General features: G+C 63.9%; 16 protein-coding genes. 9 read left to right on the top strand and 7 right to left on the bottom strand.

Annotated features, from left to right (window positions below):
• The 4 genes from WMO66_RS08720 to WMO66_RS08705 all read left to right on the top strand — a co-directional run.
• Positions 1-220, top strand: a 220-nt coding sequence (locus WMO66_RS08720; RefSeq protein ID WP_349136029.1) for a hypothetical protein, incomplete at its 5' end; no start/stop codon positions are given.
• A complete protein-coding gene (gene rlmB, locus WMO66_RS08715) occupies positions 159-947 on the top strand; it encodes a 23S rRNA (guanosine(2251)-2'-O)-methyltransferase RlmB (RefSeq protein WP_349136028.1) in 789 nt (262 codons plus the stop codon). The genes WMO66_RS08720 and rlmB, both read left to right, overlap by 62 nt.
• A gap of 3 nt (positions 948-950) precedes the next feature.
• Complete coding sequence (locus WMO66_RS08710) at positions 951-2,921, top strand: hypothetical protein (protein ID WP_349136027.1); 1,971 nt, start codon at positions 951-953, stop codon at positions 2,919-2,921.
• A gap of 184 nt (positions 2,922-3,105) precedes the next feature.
• The gene (locus tag WMO66_RS08705) at positions 3,106-5,169 is read left to right on the top strand and encodes an elongation factor G (protein WP_349136026.1); all 2,064 of its coding nucleotides are present in this window, start codon (positions 3,106-3,108) and stop codon (positions 5,167-5,169) included.
• A gap of 46 nt (positions 5,170-5,215) precedes the next feature.
• On the opposite strand, the gene WMO66_RS08700 is transcribed toward WMO66_RS08705, so the two are convergent.
• From WMO66_RS08700 to WMO66_RS08690, 3 genes are all read right to left on the bottom strand, one after another.
• Positions 5,216-5,962, bottom strand: coding sequence for an alpha/beta hydrolase (locus WMO66_RS08700; RefSeq protein ID WP_349136025.1), 747 nt, complete (start codon positions 5,960-5,962; stop codon positions 5,216-5,218).
• A 20-nt stretch (positions 5,963-5,982) separates the two neighbouring features.
• Positions 5,983-6,849 (bottom strand): polysaccharide deacetylase family protein, encoded by an 867-nt coding sequence (locus WMO66_RS08695; protein ID WP_349136023.1) that lies wholly within the window; start codon positions 6,847-6,849, stop codon positions 5,983-5,985.
• Between the two features lie 272 nt (positions 6,850-7,121).
• The gene (locus tag WMO66_RS08690) at positions 7,122-9,080 is read right to left on the bottom strand and encodes a SpoIIE family protein phosphatase (protein ID WP_349136022.1); all 1,959 of its coding nucleotides are present in this window, start codon (positions 9,078-9,080) and stop codon (positions 7,122-7,124) included.
• Between the two features lie 180 nt (positions 9,081-9,260).
• Between WMO66_RS08690 and WMO66_RS08685 the strand changes: the two genes are divergently transcribed.
• The gene (locus WMO66_RS08685; RefSeq protein WP_349136021.1) at positions 9,261-9,866 is read left to right on the top strand and encodes a CYTH domain-containing protein; all 606 of its coding nucleotides are present in this window, start codon (positions 9,261-9,263) and stop codon (positions 9,864-9,866) included.
• Between the two features lie 61 nt (positions 9,867-9,927).
• Here the strand turns inward: WMO66_RS08685 and hpf are convergent, their stop codons facing one another.
• Positions 9,928-10,464, bottom strand: a complete 537-nt coding sequence (hpf, locus tag WMO66_RS08680) for a ribosome hibernation-promoting factor, HPF/YfiA family (protein ID WP_349136020.1) — start codon at positions 10,462-10,464, stop codon at positions 9,928-9,930.
• Positions 10,465-10,600: 136 nt separating this feature from the next.
• The gene (locus WMO66_RS08675) at positions 10,601-11,140 is read right to left on the bottom strand and encodes a DUF4364 family protein (protein WP_349136019.1); all 540 of its coding nucleotides are present in this window, start codon (positions 11,138-11,140) and stop codon (positions 10,601-10,603) included.
• A 332-nt stretch (positions 11,141-11,472) separates the two neighbouring features.
• On the opposite strand from WMO66_RS08675, the gene WMO66_RS08670 reads away from it, so the two are divergent.
• The 3 genes from WMO66_RS08670 (at position 11,473) to WMO66_RS08660 (ending at position 13,896) form a co-directional block, all read left to right on the top strand.
• Positions 11,473-12,285, top strand: coding sequence for an NAD(P)-dependent oxidoreductase (locus WMO66_RS08670; RefSeq protein ID WP_349136018.1), 813 nt, complete (start codon positions 11,473-11,475; stop codon positions 12,283-12,285).
• The gene (locus tag WMO66_RS08665) at positions 12,282-12,848 is read left to right on the top strand and encodes a dipicolinate synthase subunit B (RefSeq protein WP_349136017.1); all 567 of its coding nucleotides are present in this window, start codon (positions 12,282-12,284) and stop codon (positions 12,846-12,848) included. Before WMO66_RS08670 ends, WMO66_RS08665 begins: the two co-directional genes overlap by 4 nt.
• Positions 12,849-12,915: 67 nt before the next feature.
• The gene (locus WMO66_RS08660; protein WP_349136016.1) at positions 12,916-13,896 is read left to right on the top strand and encodes a glycosyltransferase family 2 protein; all 981 of its coding nucleotides are present in this window, start codon (positions 12,916-12,918) and stop codon (positions 13,894-13,896) included.
• 97 nt (positions 13,897-13,993) lie between these two features.
• Here WMO66_RS08660 and WMO66_RS08655 read toward each other — a convergent pair whose 3' ends face one another.
• A complete protein-coding gene (locus WMO66_RS08655; RefSeq protein ID WP_349136015.1) occupies positions 13,994-14,464 on the bottom strand; it encodes an LURP-one-related/scramblase family protein in 471 nt (156 codons plus the stop codon).
• Between the two features lie 4 nt (positions 14,465-14,468).
• Positions 14,469-15,713: an adenosylhomocysteinase gene (locus WMO66_RS08650; protein WP_349136013.1), complete on the bottom strand. Its 1,245-nt coding sequence runs from the start codon at positions 15,711-15,713 to the stop codon at positions 14,469-14,471.
• Between the two features lie 167 nt (positions 15,714-15,880).
• Here WMO66_RS08650 and WMO66_RS08645 point away from each other — a divergent pair, with 167 nt between their 5' ends.
• The gene (locus WMO66_RS08645) at positions 15,881-16,849 is read left to right on the top strand and encodes a rhomboid family intramembrane serine protease (protein WP_349136012.1); all 969 of its coding nucleotides are present in this window, start codon (positions 15,881-15,883) and stop codon (positions 16,847-16,849) included.
• Positions 16,850-16,989: the final 140 nt, after the last annotated feature.

The following is a 16,989-nucleotide window of genomic DNA, read 5'->3' as shown; positions in this document are numbered from 1 at the left end:
AGGCGGCAAAGCCGCCAACGGCTGCGCAATATTTCAAGTTTTTCATACCGATGGATTGACGAAAAAGATCCGGCATCTGCCGCAGATGATTGATTCAGAGCTTCCCAAGGTAATGAAATCGCAAAAGGCGTATCGTGCGCCGGAAAGCAGAGGCATCCATGAAAGAATATACCAAAGAGCCGAGAAAGCCGTGCGAGGCCGCGCAGGAATCGCTGCCTGAGGATATGATCGAGGGCCGCAACGCCGTCACCGAGGCGCTGCGCAGCGGCCGCACCATCAACAAGGTATTTCTGGCCGACGGCGACACGGACCGTGCGCTTGGCCGCCTTGCCGCCATGGCAAAGGAGAGCGGCGCCGTCGTCGTGCGCGTCGACCGCCGCAAGCTCAACGACATGAGCCCCACGGGCGCGCATCAGGGCATTATGGCTGCCGTCGCCGCCCATGACTATGCCACGGTCGATGATATGCTGAACGCCGCGCAGGAGAAGGGCGAGGCGCCCCTGCTCGTCATCTGCGACGAGCTGTCCGACCCGCACAACCTCGGTGCGATCATCCGCACGGCAGAATGCGCAGGTGCGCACGGCGTCATCATCCCCCGCCGCCGCAGCGTCGGCCTGACGGCCGTCGTCGGCAAGGCTTCGGCCGGTGCGCTCGAATATATGCCCGTGGCCCGCGTTGCGAACCTCGTCGCCACGATCCGCGACCTGAAGGCCCGCGGCATCTGGGTGTTCGGCACGGCAGCCGACGGCGACACGACCCTCACCGGCGCGGACCTGCGCGGTCCGGCCGCCATCGTCATCGGCAACGAGGGCAGCGGCATGAGCCGCCTTGTCGCAGAGAGCTGCGATCTTAAGGTCAGTATTCCCCTGAAGGGCCACATTTCATCCCTGAATGCCTCGACGGCCGCCGCCGTGCTGCTGTATGAGGCCGTTCGCCAGAGAGGATAATCCATGAACCACCGTCAGCCGGAACAACTGAATAACGCGCAGTTCCCGGCTGAGTCAGAGCCGGAATATACGCTCGAGGAGATCATGGCCGAATTCGGCGCGCCGCAGGAGCCGGAGCCGATCCCGGAGCCGATCCCGGAGCCGGTGCCCGAGCCGGAGCCGATCCCGGAACCGGAACCGGTGCAGCCGGAGCCGCAGCAGACTTCTCCGCCGGAACCGCAGCCGGAGCGCGTGCACGTGTTCCGCCCCGTACCGGACCGGCGTCCGCCGCGGCCGGAGCGCAGCGCTCCCGCGCCGAAGCCGAAGGCAAAAAAGCGGCCCGTGCAGATCGTCGAGCGGCCGAAGCCGGAGCCGGAGCCGCCCACGCCGCAGCAGGCCCTGCAGCTGTGCAGCGCCGGGCTCGGCGGGCGGCGCGCCCGCCTGACGGTCAGCGGACTTCTAATGCTGATGCAGCTTCTGCTCGTGTGCTACGGGCAGTTTTCGCTGCAGTTTTTGCCGTTCCTGAGCGGAAAGCTGCAGCTGCTGCTCCCGGCGGCGCTGCTGGGCCTGCAGATGCTGCTGTCGGCCGACGCCCTGTGGCAGGGCGTGCGCGATCTCGTGCACCCGAGCCTCTATACGCCGGGGGCCGTGCTGTGTGTGCTGGCGCTTTTGGACAGCGTGCAGCAGCTCTCCGCCGGAACGCCGGGCTACGCCGCCCCGGCAGCCCTTGTGCTGTTCGGCCTGCTCCACGCCCTGACGCGCGAGCGCGAGGGCCTGACCCGCACGCTGCGGGCCGTCTGCGGCTTTGACCGGCCGCTCGGCGTGCGCCATGTGCCGCAGCTCCTGCCAAACGAGGACGGCCTGCGCTGCGCGCCCGGTGATACCCGCGACTTTATGCGCCATCTCTCCGACCCGGACCCCGCCGCGCGCGCCTTCCGGGTCTATACCCTCCTCGCCCTGCCCGGCACACTGCTCGCCGCGCTGGCCCTGTCGCGCCTTGGCCCGATGGGCTTTGTGCGCTGCTGGCTCATCCTGCTGCTCGGCGCGACGCCCTGCGCCGCCATGCTGTCGTTCGCGCGGCCGTTTTCCGCGCTGGCACGGCGGCTGGCCTCGTTCGGCGCGGCCCTGTGCGGCTGGCACGGAGCCCGCGTCCTCGGCAGAAAGCACACCGTCATCCTCCGCGACGAGGATGTGTTCCCCGCGAACAACATCACCTCCAGCGGCATGAAGCTCTACGGCACGCTGCCCGCCGGGCAGGTGCTGTCCTACGCGCTTGCCGCGCTCGAAGCGGCGCAGGATCCCCTCGCCGCCCTGTTCGACCGGCTTCTGCAGGCCCAGTTCGGCCGCCGCTGCCGCGCGGACGCCTACCGCTGCTATGACGGCGGCGGCATCGGCGCGCAGATCGGTCAGGACGTCGTCCTTGTCGGCTCGCTGCCGTTCATGCGCAGCATGGGCGTGCACATGTCCGACGGCGCGCGTGTGCGGCAGGCCGTCTATGTGTCCGTCAACGGTGAGCTGGCCGGAATTTTTGCCGTGAAATACAAGCCGAGCGCTTCGACCCGCGCCGGGCTGCGCGCCCTGCTGGCCAATCCCGGCAACTCCGTCATCCTCGCCACGCGGGACTTCCTCATCACGCCGGAGCTGCTCGCGGCACGCTATGAGCTGGCCGTCGGCGGCATCGCCTTCCCCGTCTACTCCGAGCGGCTGCGCCTGTCCGAGGCCGTCGGCGGCGAGGCGGACGCGCAGGGCGCGCTCATCGCCAAGGAGACGTTCGGGGCCTTCGCCTCGGCCGTGGCCGCCGCGCAGACGCTGCGCAGCACAACGCGCTTCTCCACGGTTCTGAGCCTGCTGTCCGGCATTCTGGGGCTCTGCTTGTGCGCGCTGCTGCTCTACTGGGGCTCGGTGGCCGCCGTTTCGCCGTTCCACATTGCCGCGTTCCAGCTCATCTGGGCACTTGTGGCCGGTTTTCTGTCCGGTATTCTGCAAAGACTCTGAATTTTTGGCTCGTTTGCACAAAAGCAAGTAATATTATTCGTGCACTTTTCACAATTCTGTAATTATAATTGAAAAACGCTGGGAAATCGTGTATAATAAATTCAATTGTGGCACGGAATCGATATGCCGCCCGCAGCGGGAGGGCATCTTGGCCTCTGCGCTGTTTAGAAAGGAGTTTTCAACTATGTACACTGCGAAGGATATCCGCAACCTTGCTCTGCTGGGCCACGGCGGCGACGGCAAGTCCGCCCTGTGCGAGAGCATGCTTTATGTGACCAAAGCGATCACCCGTCTCGGCAAGCGCGCCGACGGCACGACCGTTTCTGACTTTGATGACGAAGAGAAGAAGAGACAGTACTCTATCAAGACGTCTGTCATCCCCGTCGAATTCGGCGGCTGCAAGCTCAACGTGCTGGACAACCCCGGCTACTTTGACTTTGCTGCGGAGATCGTACAGTCCCTGCGCGTTGCGGATGCCGGCCTGATCTGCCTGACCGCGAAGTCCGGCATCGCCGTCGGCACCGAGAAGGGCTGGAAATCCCTGGCCGACGCCGGTCTGCCCGCAATGTTCTATGTTTCGAAGCTCGACGAGGAGCATGCGAACTTCTTCAATACGTTCGACTCCCTGCGCGATATCTTCGGCGCCTCCGTCATCCCCTTCACGTTCCCGATCCTGCACGGCGAAGAGGCCGTCGGCGTTGTCGATCTCGTCTCCAAGAAGGCCTACGACGTCTCCGGCAAGGAGATCGCTCTGCCCGCCGAGGCGGAAGAGAAGATCGAAGAGTACATGGCCGAGCTGAATGAGCAGGTCGCCGAGACCGACGAAGCCCTCATGGAGAAGTTCTTCATGGAGGAGCCGTTCACCGAAGAAGAGCTGCTCAAGGGCATCAAGGAAGGCATCCGTCAGCGCTCCGTCACGCCGGTCTTCTGCGGCTGCGCGATGAACGGCCTCGGCACCGCCGCCCTGCTGGACAACCTCGTCCGCTTTGCTCCGTCCCCGCTGGAGGGCAAGCCCGCCGTCCGCGTCGACGAGGAAGGCAAGGAGTCCGAGTTCCCGCTGAATCCCGACGGCCCCGCAACCGCGTTCGTGTTCAACACCGTCGCCGACCAGTACGGCAAGAACTCCTACTTCAAGGTCCTCTCTGGCAACATCGAAGACACCATGACCGTTGTTAACGCCCGCACCGGCGACAATGAAAAGCTCGGCAACACGTTCTTCCCGAAGGGCAAGGACAACGCCAAGACCGCGAAGGTCTGCTGCGGCGACATCGGCGTGTTCACGAAGCTCGCCTCCGTCCGCACCGGCGACACGCTCTGCCAGCCCGGCAAGCTCGTCACCATCAAGCCCATGACCTATGCAGAGCCCTGCTACCGCATGGCCATCTACGCCAAGACGAAGGGTCAGGAAGACAAGGTCGCCGCCGGTCTCGTCAAGCTGAACGAGGAAGACGCCTCCTTCACCTACGGCAACGATCCGGAGACGAAGGAAATGATCATCGCCGGTGTCTGCGACATCCACCTGAGCGTCATCATTGCCAAGCTCCTGAGCAAGTATAAGGTCGAGGCCGAGCTCCGCCCGGCAAAGATCGCCTACCGCGAGACCATCAAGAAAAAGGTCGAGATCCACGGCCGTCACAAGAAGCAGTCCGGCGGCCACGGCCAGTTCGGCGACGTTTACATCCGCTTCGAGCCGCAGAGCGAGTCCGAGGATATGATCTTCGCCGATGAGACCGTCGGCGGCTGCGTGCCGAAGAACTTCATCCCGTCCGTCGAAAAGGGCCTGCGCAACTGCATCGGCAAGGGCGTTCTGGCCGGTTATCCGGTCGTGTTCCTGAAGTCCACGCTGTACTTCGGCTCCTATCACCCCGTTGACTCCTCCGATATGGCGTTCCAAACCGCTGCCGGCATCGCCTACAAGGAAGGCCTGCCCACCGCCGGTCCGACCCTGCTCGAGCCGATCGGCGAGCTGAAGGTCTTCATCCCGGACGCCAACATGGGCGATATCATCGGCGACCTCAACAAGCGCCGCGGCCGCGTGATGGGCATGAACCCCGATCCCGACAACCGCGGTTGGCAGATCGTCGAGGCTGAGGTACCCATGGGCGAAATGAGCAGCTACGCCATCGACCTGCGCTCCATGTCGCAGGGCCGCGGCTCCTACAGCCTCAAGTTCGTCCGCTACGAGGAGGTCCCGCAGATCAACCAGGCGAAGATCATCGAGGACGCCAAGAAGGCAGACGAGGAATAACCCAAAAATCACAATGGCCGGTGCGAGAATTCGCACCGGCCATTTATTATCGTTTCTTTTCACATTGCTGCAGCATGGCACGGAAGCCGCACTGCAGCAGCGGCAGGTCCTCCTGCGCTTCGTAATAGGCGTGCCCGGAATGCGGGAGCATCGTGACGACGGCCTGCGGGACATCCGCAAACTCCCGCGCGCTCCGCACGGAGACAAGCTCGTCCCGTTCCGAAAAATACGCCCGGCAGGGCACGGCGAGCTGCCGCACGAGCGGCCGCGTCCGGCGGATCTCACCGAACAGCTCGAAAAAGCGCGGCGGCCAGCCGGCATAGTGCAGCACATTGCGGTCCCGCTCCACGCCATAGGCCGCAACCGCCGCCTGCCCCCACGGGTCCCTCGGCGTGCCGCCGAAATTCAGCCACGCATTGCGCAGCGCGCGGGGACGGACGTGCACATGGAGCGGCACATTCAGTAGGAACAGGCCCTCGACCGGCGAACGCACGGCCTCCTGCACGGCAAACAGCGTCCCCATGGAATGCGCCGCGATCACGACCGTCTCATGCCGTGCGCGCAGCTCGGCAAATGCCTGCCGGGTCTGCTCCCGCCAGACCGCCATGGAGGCCGCAGAGAAATCCCGCGCACCGCCGCCATGCCCCTGCAGAAGCAGATTGCAGAAGGACCAATCCTGCGGCACGAGCGGCAGGAAGGGGGCAAACTGCGCGGGCGACCCGAGGATGCCGTGCACGAACAGCATCCCGCAGGCTGCGCCAGGCAGAAGGCGCTTTTCCGTCTCGCGTATCATGGTGGCTCCTCCGTTCAAGTTCATTTTCGCTCAGATTTGTTCTCCATTCGCTCAGCAAGCTCGTCGAACGTGACAAATCGATAGCCGAGTGTACGGAGCAGACTGATGATAGCCTCGACCCTCCGGCGGTAGGTCAGCAGGCCGTGGTGGAGATAATAGCGGTCATAGAGCTTCAGATCCTCCAGCTCCGGCTGATGCTGCCGCGAAAGCTCAAACGGATGCAGGTAGAACACATAGAAATCCTGTTCGCGCAGATAGCTGCGCAGGAGCGGCAAGACAAAGCTCCAGCTGCTCAGGCGCATATAGCCGCCGCCGGAGATCGGGTAATTCTGCCCGAACAGGCGCTGGCACGACAGGCTGAACTCGTAAAAATCGCCCTTGCGGAAGATGCCGGGGCGCAGCTCGCGGTAGCTCGTCATGTCCAGATGCTTCACATGGCGCGCGGCCGGGAAGTCCATCCGGCTCGAATCGTAGCGGAAGCCAAGCTGCCGCACAATATCGAGCTTTTCCTCGTCCAGTCCGAAGCACGGCGCGCGATAGCCGCTGACCTGCGTGTGAAAGGCCGCCTCAAGCTGCTGCTTGCCCGCGAGCGTCGCGCGGCGGAAGTGCTCGTCGTCCATGCCGCACGGCGGCACATGCTCCAGCCCGTGCAGCGCGAGGCGGTGGCCCCGGTCAACATAGCGCTGCACCCGTTCCCGCTCGCGCAGAGCCGTCCGGCAGACGGCGAACATCGTCGCGCGAATTTGATATTGTTCCAGCAGGCGGATATAGATATCCAGCCCGTCCAGCATGTGCCGCCTCACCCGCTGCCCGGACTTTGCCACGCACTCCGTGTCGGCAAAATCCTCGACATCGATCGTGAAAACGGCGTATTTCTCTCTCTTCATTTCCCTGCTCGCAGTATTCCGGATTGGCAGGCGTTGCCCGCCGGGAGTCTCTATTGTAATGCATGTGCGGGTGGAAGTCAACCGGCAGGACTACAGGCCGCACGAAAAGCAGACGAACCCGGCAGAAATCCCGCCGGGTTCGTCTGAAATGTGTGATTTGATCGTTTCTGCGCGAAAAAGATCGATTTTTGGGATCGTCCGCACCGAACTTGGGAAATATTATTTCCCCGCCCGTCTGTTTCGACAGATTATCCTGCCGGAATATGATACCTTTAATCGCGGGATGCACGCGGCGCGAGCGCGACCGCCACGGCCGTCATGTCATCCTCTGCCGGAAGGCCTGCGATGAGCAGCGCAGCAAGCTCCCGCGGCGAATCTCCCGCAAAGCCCGCCACGGCGCTCTCTGCATCTCCCGCGCCATCGCTGACCAGAACGAGCATCTCTCCTCCCCGAAGGGACAGCCGGTACCGCTCCGGCGCGTGGTCTCCTCCCACCCCCACGCCCGGCGGAAGCGAGGCTGTCCCCAGTTTTTTGACCGTATCCCCGCAGCGCAGGTACGACGGCGCTGCGCCCCACTTCAGCAGCTCCGCCTCCCCGCTGGTCAGATCGATGTGCAGCAGGTCCACGGTGGAAAAGCAGCCGTCCCCGCGCAGCAGGTAGGTCCCGTTCAGGATGCGCAGCGCATCGAGCGGCGCAACACCTGCGCGCAGCAGGTCACCGAGCAGATGCACGCAGTCCGCGCTCAGTCCGGCGGCAGGCTCCCCCGTGCCCATGCCGTCGCACAGCAGCACATAGTAATCGTTCCGCGGGCCGGGGAAACAGGCGCCCCGGTCGCCGTTCGCGGCGGCCCCGTGCCGCCCGGCCGTACAGATGCCCGTCACGGCGCGGTAGCGCGGCGCATCGGGCTGCGGCGCGCCAAGCTCGGCCTGCATCCGGCGCAGATATTCCGCCACGCAGCCGAATTCCTCAGACAGCAGCGCGCGGCTCTCCTGCAGCTGCACGCGGTAGCGGCGGCGGTAGAGCATGCTCTCCAGCTCCTGATCGAGCGCCGCAAGGAAGCCGTCAAAATGGCAGCAGCCCTCGCGGAACTCCGCCGGAAAGTCCGCAGCCTCCGCCTTGCCGCGCTGCAGCAGCCGTCCGGCAGCCTGCTCGAGCGCGTCATAGGTCTGGCGGGCATTGTGCTGCCAGCAGCGGTGGAAACGCGCGCAGCAGCGGCAGATGCGCTCCGCCGCCCCGTCATAGACGCTGTCCGCCTCGCTCAGGCCTCGCTCCTGCACCGGGAGCTGAGCCTGCAGCAGCTCGAGCACCTGCGCCGCATCCCCCATGCGGCGCGCGGCCAGCTCCTCCGCCGCGGCGGGGCCGGAGGCCCGGAGCGCACCGGTCCGCCGCAGCCACAGTCCGAGCGGTATGCCGATGCCGACGGCGGCAAATGCGGCGGGCGACCCCACACCGCCCAGCCACAAAACGCCGCAGCACAGTGCACCGCCGAGGAGCACGCGGGCGAGATCATTGCGCACGACCCGCGCCGTCACGGCAGGCAGCAGCAAGGCCGCCGTCACGCTCCAGCCGAGATTTCCCGTCAGGCCGAGCGCCGCAGCGGCAGCGCACACGGCCGACAGCTCCGGCGCGCCGTAGACCATGGCGCAGCCCCCGATGAGCCCCGGATCGACGGGCAGACCGAGCGCCGTCAGGCCGCTCAACCCGCTCAGCAGCGCCGCAAAATACAGCGGCCGCCCCCGCTCTCCCGCTCCGGTCCCGCAGCGCAGGACGGCCGTCCCCACACCGGCCGCCGCGCTGACCGTGAGCCACTGCAGGGTGGGCCGCCACCCGCCGTTCCCGCCGAAGACCTGCAGGCTGCCGAGCACAAGGGCCGTTCCGGCCGCCATGGCAGGCAGGAACCACCGCGTCGCCGGGAGCGTCGTGCCCTGAAACACCACGATCGCCGCCAGCAGCAGGGCCGTCAGCGCGATGCGCTCGGCCGCCATGGCTGGCTCGCACAACAGGGCATAGCCCGCCGCCGCGCCGAGCGCCGCCGACAGAGACCGCCGCCCGAACGGCAGCGAGGCCGTCAGGCAGGCCCCGAGCGGCAGGGCCAGCCCGCCGATCTGCGCCCCGGCCGTCAGGAAGCCGCTCCCGAGCAGCAGCAGGCACTCCCCGAGCCGGTGCAGCCGGACGGACGCACGCGGCAGCCGCTGTTTCGCCAGAAGCTGCTGAGAACCGGACTTTTTCATGAGCTCCTCCCCTCTCCGGTGCGCGGAGAAGGCCGAGCCGCCGCGCTGCCGAACGATTTGTCCCGATTTTAGCACGCAGGGCGCAAGAGTTTTGTCGGGAAATCGGAGCGGAAATTTTTCCGGGAAAAACTTGTGCAGCTTCCGGAAACCGTGTATAATATTGCCATTGAGGTGATAAATATGGGTAAGGAACTGGAATTCAAGCTGGCCGCCGCAAACGACACCGTTCTGGACTGTCTGCTGGGCGACCCCGAAACGGCCGCGCGGATGGAGGGCCCCATCGTGTGCACGCCGATGGAAACGACCTATTTTGACACGGAGACGAATGCGTTCCGCACAAATCACTGGACGCTCCGCCGCCGTCAGGAGGGCAGCCGCAGCGTCGTCTGCGTCAAGACGCCCCAACCGGAGCCGTTCGCCCGCGGTGAATGGGAGGTCGAGGCCCGGGCTGTGGACGACGCCGCCATCGAATGGCTGCTGGACTTCGGCGCGCCGCGGCAGCTGCTGCAGCTCTACGGCGAAGCGCCGCTGCGCCCCGTGTGCGGCGCGCGGTTCCTGCGCCGCAGCGTCATGCTCCGTCTGGCAGACGGCAGCCGCGCCGAGCTGGCGTGCGACTGCGGCGTGCTGCACGGCAAAACGGAGGAGCTTCCGTTTGCCGAGGTCGAGCTGGAGATCAAGGAGGGCGCACCGGACGCCGCAAAGGCCCTTGCCGACCGGCTGGCGAAGCAGTATAATCTGCGCTGGGAGCCGCTGAGCAAATTTGCCCGTGCCAATGCGCTGAAATGACAAAAATGCCGGGAGCTTTCGCTCCCGGCATCGTGTTATTTCTGCGGAATATGCGGCAGACTTACTGGACGTCCTCGATCAGGCCGTAGCCGCCGTCGTTTCTCTTATAGACCACGGCGAACGCGCCGTCGTTTTCCTCATCCTTGAAGGCAAAGAAGCTGTGCTCCAGGAGCTCCATCTGCAAGATGGCCTCCTCGTGCGTCATGGGCTTCATGGGGAACCGCTTTGTGCGGACGATCTCAAAGGTATTTTCTTCGGGCTCCGGCGCGAAGGACGTGACATCCGGCTGACGGACGAAGGCATCCTGCCGCAGGCGGCGGGCCAGGCGGGTCTTGTTCTTGCGGATCTGGCGCTCGATCGTGGCGACCGCAGCGTCGATGGATGCATACATATCGGAAGTCGCCTCGCTGGCGCGGAAATAGGTACCGGCGGCATGAACCGTGATCTCGGCCTTATTGCGTTCCTTCTCGACCGAGAAGGTAACAAGTGCCTCCGCATCATCCCGGAAGAAGCGCTCGAGCTTCATGACCTTCTTCTCAGCGTAGGCATGAACGCTCTCGGGCAAGCTGACTTTTTTCTCTGTGAACTGGAATTTCATTCGAAGTCGCTCCTTTCTTGATTGGGCCGATTGGGGATCTGCTGGTATGATTATACCACCTTTTGCCGAAACATGCAAGTAGCGAAAATAAGCTTGCTGCTAAGCCCCGTCCGGCCCCTGCAGCAAGCTGTATTTTTCAGGAGTTTTCCTTTTCCTCCGAGAGAAGCTGATCCATCACAAGGCGGTAGATCGTCTCGGCATTGCGGGAAAACGCCCCCGCCAGACGGTGCGCCTGCTTCTGCGTCGGTGCCATCAGCTCCAGCCGCAAAAGGTCGCTGACCTCGTCGTTCAGGCTCATCTGCACGGTAAAATCGCCGCACTCGCGCTGCCTGATCTCCGTTTTGACAAAGCTGCTGCGCCGCACGTCGCGATTATAGCGCTCCACGGCCGCGCGCGCCCGCTGCATGACGGGATAGGCCACAGAATCCTCCGTCACGGAGCCGGCCTCGCGCCCCTTTTCCGTAATGACATAACGCTCGCCGTCGACCCGCTCCAGATGGCCGGACTCGATCATCTGCGGCACGGCCTCCGCCACGTCGAAATAGCTCAGGCCGTCATCCTGATAGGACAGCTCATAGATCTTCTGCAGATCGACGGGATAGGCGACCCGCGCCATAATATATAAGATCAGGACCTTAACGTCCAGCATATCATGAACAAAGCCATGCCGCTCCATGCTCGCCCGCTCCTTTCTCTCTCATCTCTTGAAAGCAAAATATTATTATACAGGCTTTCGGAAACCCTGTCCAGCCAAAAGTTACGGAGGGAGGAAACGTGTGAAAGGAAACTGTCAGGGTATCCTTTCGCGTTTGATCACCCGCCGCAGCGGAAAAACTGCAAAATAATCTTACAAAGTTCTATTTTACAATTTTGAATGCAGTCCGGCGGAAAAATCCCGAAGGGACTTTTTCGACATACTGTATTATTATAGCAAGTCCGACCGCAATTGACAACTTTTTTTCACCGAAACCGCAAAAATTGCATAGGATGAGGGTAGGAGGTGCTGCCATGTCCAAAACCTGCTTTCTGCTCGGCGGAGACGAGCGCCAGCGCTGGGCCGCACAGGCCCTGCTGGACGCCGGGCTCGAGGTCCGCTGCTGCGGCGTGCCCGGCATGCCTGAGGCGCTCCCGGCTCCCGCCGACTTTGTCATTCTTCCGTTTCCCGCCCTGCAGGGCGAGCGCCTGCGCGGGACCGCCGCACCGGAGCGTACCGCCGTGTTCGCCTGCTGCCGCCGCGGTACGCGGGTCTATGGCGGCGGGCTCAGCCCGCTGCGGCAGGCCCTGCTCGACTGCGGCGCGGAGCCTGTCGAGCTTTTCGGCACGGAGCCGCTGACAACGCACAACGCCGTGCCGACAGCCGAGGGCGCCATCGCCCTTGCCGTGCTGCACAGCCCGTACCGGCTGCACGGCGCGCCCTGCCTTGTCATCGGCTACGGGCACATCGGCCGCGTGCTGGCAAACAAGCTGCACGGCCTTTCCGCCCGCGTGACCGTCGCGGCGCGCAGGCCGTCCGACCGCGCCGCGGCTGAGGCGCTCGGGCTGGAAGCCGACGAAACTGGCCGCTATGCCCGCGGTCTTTCCTATCACTTTGTGTTCAACACCGTGCCTGCACCCGTGCTGACGCAGGACCAGCTCGCCGCGCTTCTGCCCGGCTGCCTGCTGGTGGAGCTGGCCTCCGCGCCGGGCGGTATCCCGGCCTGCACGCGGACGGATGTCACCCGCATCGACGCGCCGGGCCTGCCCGGAAGATTCTGTCCCGCAAGTGCGGGCGCGGCCTATGCCGCCGCAATTCTCGAACAGGAAGGAGCGTTCCCAGCATGAGACCGACTGTCGGCTTTGCCCTGTGCGGCTCGTTCTGCACATTCCGAAAGGCCATTGACGCTCTGCGCGCCCTGACAGCGCAATATACGGTCGTCCCCATTTTTTCGGACGCCGCGTGGGAGACGGACACCCGCTTCGGCGCATCGGCGGATTTCCGGGCGGAGGTCACGGCGCTGTGCGGCACGGAACCGCTGCACACGCTGGCGCAGGTCGAGCCGCTCGGCCCGAAGCGCCTGCTCGATCTGCTGATCGTCGCGCCCTGCACGGGCAACACGCTCGGCAAGCTTGCAAACGGCATCGCCGACTCGCCCGTCAGCTTTGCCTGCAAGGCGCATCTGCGCAACGGCCGCCCCGTGCTGCTGGCCGTTTCCACGAACGACGGCCTGTCCGGCAGCGCCGCGAATCTGGGTGCGCTGCTGGCCCGCCGTCATTTTTACTTCGTCCCCTTCGGGCAGGACAGCCCGACCGGCAAGCCCGCCAGCCTTGTGGCACATTTTTCCCTGCTGCCGGAGGCGGCCGAGGCAGCGCTGCGGGGTGAGCAGCTCCAGCCGCTGCTCGTCTGAGGGCTTGCAAAAACAGGCGGCAGCGGATATAATAGGGACATGATCCAAATGAAACGGAGGAAGCACTATGCCGCAGTTCAGCATCATCATCCCGGTCTACCGGGTCGAGGAGTATCTGGAAAAATGCGTGGACTCCATTCTGGCCCAGACGTGTCAGGATTTTGAGCTTCTTTTGATCGACGACGGCTCGCCCGACGGCAGCGGCGCGATCTGCGACCGCTATGCGGCCTCGCACCCGAATCAGGTGCGCGCCCTGCATCAGCCAAACGGCGGCGCAGGCGCGGCGCGCAACCGCGGTATCGAGCTGGCGCAGGGCGACTATCTGCTGTTCGTCGACGGCGACGACTGGCTCGCACCGAACCTGCTGGAGGACCTTTCCGCCTCCATCGCGGCCACACCGGCGGACCTCTATCTGTTCGGCGCGCTCGTCGAGCGGGACGACAAGGTCACGGGCGAGCTGCATGAGGAGCTTCCGGCCGATCTTCCCACGCATACGAAGGACGCACCCCAGCTGTTCTTCGGCGTCATGGCCCCGTGGAACCGCGCCTATCGCCGGACGCTGTTTACCGAGGGCGGCATCCGCTTTGCCACGAAGGTCTGGTATGAGGATATCCGCATCGTGACGAAGGTGCTGGCACTGGCGGAGCAGGTCGTCCGCCTGCCGGGGGCCTACTATCACTATCTCCAGCGCGAGGGCAGCGCGATGAACAACAAAAACTGCGCCCGCAATGTGGAGATCCTCTATGCCTTTGACGACATTCTCGGCTGGTTCGGGGAGCACGGCCTGCGCGAGGCCTACCGCGACGAGCTGACATTTCTTGCCATCAGCCACCTGCTCATCGCCGCCTCGGTGCGCGTGGCGCGCATCGACTGCAAGAGCGAGCTGCTCGGGCAGTTCCGCGATTACATGGAGAAAAACTTCCCCGACTTCCGCGAAAATCGCTACCTGCCGCGCCTCGACCGCAACAAGCGCCTCGTCTACCGCCTGCTGCTGAAGCGGCGCTACCGCGTTGTCCGGCTGCTGTTCCGCATCAAGGACGGCCGGTGATCCGCACAGCCCAAAAAATCACGATTCCCCCGAAGCCGTGCTGAAAGCAGCGCAGGCTTCAGGGGGATCGTATTATATCGTATTATACGGATTCGCGTCACCCGCCGCGCGAGCAGCGCGCCGCATCGATGGCCAGCACGATCAGCAGGGCCGGAAGGACATCCTCCTCACGCGGGACGGAGAGATGGTAGGTATCCGTCCAGTGGAACAGCTCCTTGGAAAATGCCGCCACGCTCCGGCCGTCCGATGCCGTGATGCTGTAGTCCAGGCCGAACACGTCGCCCTCGATGTCCCAGTCATAGCAGTCCAGCGTGAACGACGAGCGCAGCAGAGAGAAGTTCTGCTCCACGCAGCCGATGCTCTCCTCGCCCACCAGAAGCTCGAAGCTCGCCAGCAGCGACAGCTCCTGCCGCACCGTGGCGATATGCTCGCCCGCGGCGTTCAGAACGTGCAGCTTGTGGAGCCACGCGGGCTGACCCTCGACGGTGTAGACGACGTTGTCGTCCTCATCGTAGATATCGAAGCTATCAAAAAAAGACAGCAGACGCTGCTTGAAATACAGCTCCATCGGCTCAGACCTGCCAGCCGCTGAGATAGGCCTCCTGCTCCGGCGTCAGCGTGTCGATGCGCAGGCCCGCGCCATGCAGCTTCAGCCGCGAGACCTCGCGGTCGATCTCCTCCGGGATGTCATAGACCTGCTTACCCAGCTCGGAGGCGTGGTGCAGCAGATACTCCAGCGCCAGCGCCTGCACGGAGAAGCTCGTGTCCATAATCTCGGCCGGGTGGCCGTTGCCGGAGGCCAGATTCACCAGGCGGCCCTCGGCCAGCAGGTTCAGCGTGCGGCCGTCCGCCAGCTCATAGCCCGTAATATCCTGCCGGCGCGGATAGACGCGCACCGCCATATCCGCCAGCGCCTCGCAGTCGACCTCGACGTTGAAATGGCCCGCGTTCGAGAGGAAGGCGTTATTCTTCATGACCTCGAAATGCCTGCGCGTCAGCACGTCGCGGCAGCCGGTCGTCGTGACGAACAGGTCGCCCTGCGGGGCAGCCTCGTCCATGGGCATGACGCGGCAGCCGTCCATGGAGGCCTCGAGCGCCTTGATCGGGTCGATCTCCGTGACGATAACGTTCGCTCCCATGCCCTTTGCGCGCATGGCCACACCGCGTCCGCAGTAGCCGTAGCCCGCGACAACGACGGTCTTGCCCGCGACGAGCAGGTTCGTCGTGTGCATGACGGCGTCCCACACGGACTGGCCCGTGCCGTACTTGTTGTCATAATAATGCTTGCACTTCGCATCGTTGACGTTCATCATCGGGAAGGGCAGCACCCCGGCGCGGGCGCGGGCGTGCAGGCGATGGATGCCGGTCGTCGTCTCCTCCGCGCCGCCGAGCAGATTTTTGCCCAGATGCGCGTAGTCCCCGCTCAGCAGGTCCAGCAGGTCGCCGCCGTCGTCGATGATGAGATCCGGGCAGCACGAGAGCGCCTCGACGAGCAGGCCGCGGTATTCCGCTGCGTTCACGCCGTGCATGGCATAGGTCTCCACGCCCATGGACGCAAGGCCCGCCGCCACGTCGTCCTGCGTGGACAGGGGATTGCAGCCCGTGGCATGCACCTCCGCGCCGCCTGCCGCAAGGCAGAGCGCGAGAAATGCCGTTTTGGCCTCCATGTGGATGGAAATGGTGATCTTCTTTCCGGCGAAGGGCTTTTCGCGCTCAAAGCGCGCGCGGATCGCCACAAGGGCGGGCATAAAATCCTGCACCCAGCGGATCTTCATCCGGCCGGACTCGGCAAGGGACATATCGCGGACATGGCTCATGGTGATTTCCTCCGTTTCTGGCCTGCGGCCAGTCGAATTTTCTGTTTTTTCTGCTGTTATCATACCACAGCGCCGGTTTTTTTGCAACGTCTTCTAAAATTCACACTTTGTTGCTGGACAAGCCCATGGTTTTACGCTACAATAGCGGTAATAAAGGAGGGATCCGATTGAGCAAATTCAACTATTCCTACCATCGGTTTCTGAACAACAACCGGAATAAGGGAATCCCGAATCTCATGCTGTGGATCTGCATCGGCAACGCGCTGGTCTATTTTCTTTCCCAGTTCGGGACACCGCTGAGCCTGTACAGCGCGCTGTCCTTCGACCCTCAGGCCATCGCTCACGGGCAAGTCTGGCGGCTCTTCAGCTATATTTTCACGTTCGCCGGGATCGGCGATATGAGCATCTACTCCATTTTCAGTGTTGCTCTCGCGCTCTACTGCTCCTATTGGCCCGCCCGCTATCTGGAGCAGCTCTGGGGCTCGCTGCGCGTGAACCTGTATTATCTGATCGGCATCCTGGCCATGGATGTCTATGCGATGCTGGTGTATTTCCTGTTCCACGTTTCCTACGGTGTCTCGGCGCTCTATCTGAACCTGTCGATGTTCCTCTCTGTCGCGGCGCTGATGCCGGAAGCGCGCGGCCTGCTGTTTTTCTTCATCCCGGTCAAAATGCGCTGGCTCGCCCTCGTAGACATCGGCGGCATTCTTTATTATCTTGTAAAGGACATCCTCGAAGCCGTCCGGTTCTGGACGCTGTATGGCAGTGCCCTCCTCGGCATCGGTCTCATCCTTGTCGCCTTCCTGCCGATCGTGGCGCAGCTGCCCTGCCTGCTCTTCTGCTGGCACCAGCTGCCGCAGCTCCTGCCGCTGTCGCTGCGCAGGCACGCCTCCCGCGCCGAGCGTAAGCGCCGCGCCGAGTTCCGCCGCGCCTCCGCGCCGAAGCAGCAGCCAAACCCAAACTGGGCGCAGAATTATCAGAACCGTGCCGGAGAGCGCCCCTACCGCCATAAGTGCCTTGTGTGCGGCAGAACGGATACAGAATACCCGGACCTTGAGTTCCGCTACTGCTCGAAGTGCAAGGGCTATTGCTGCTATTGCATCGATCATATCAATAACCACGTTCATATTCAGTGAGACAGCATATCGCGCTGTAGGGGAGCGGCATGCCGCTCCCGTCCGCGAAGCGGCAAAAGCAGCGCCAATTCGGAGGAACGCACCGCCCCCAGTGCCGCACTCCCCTGACGTGTCATTGCGAGGCCCCGAAGGGGCCGTGG

It is taken from the genome of Faecousia intestinalis, assembly GCF_040096185.1.
Taxonomy (GTDB): Bacteria; Bacillota; Clostridia; order Oscillospirales; family Oscillospiraceae; genus JAZOXB01.
This window is presented reverse-complemented; position numbering and strand designations above follow the sequence as displayed.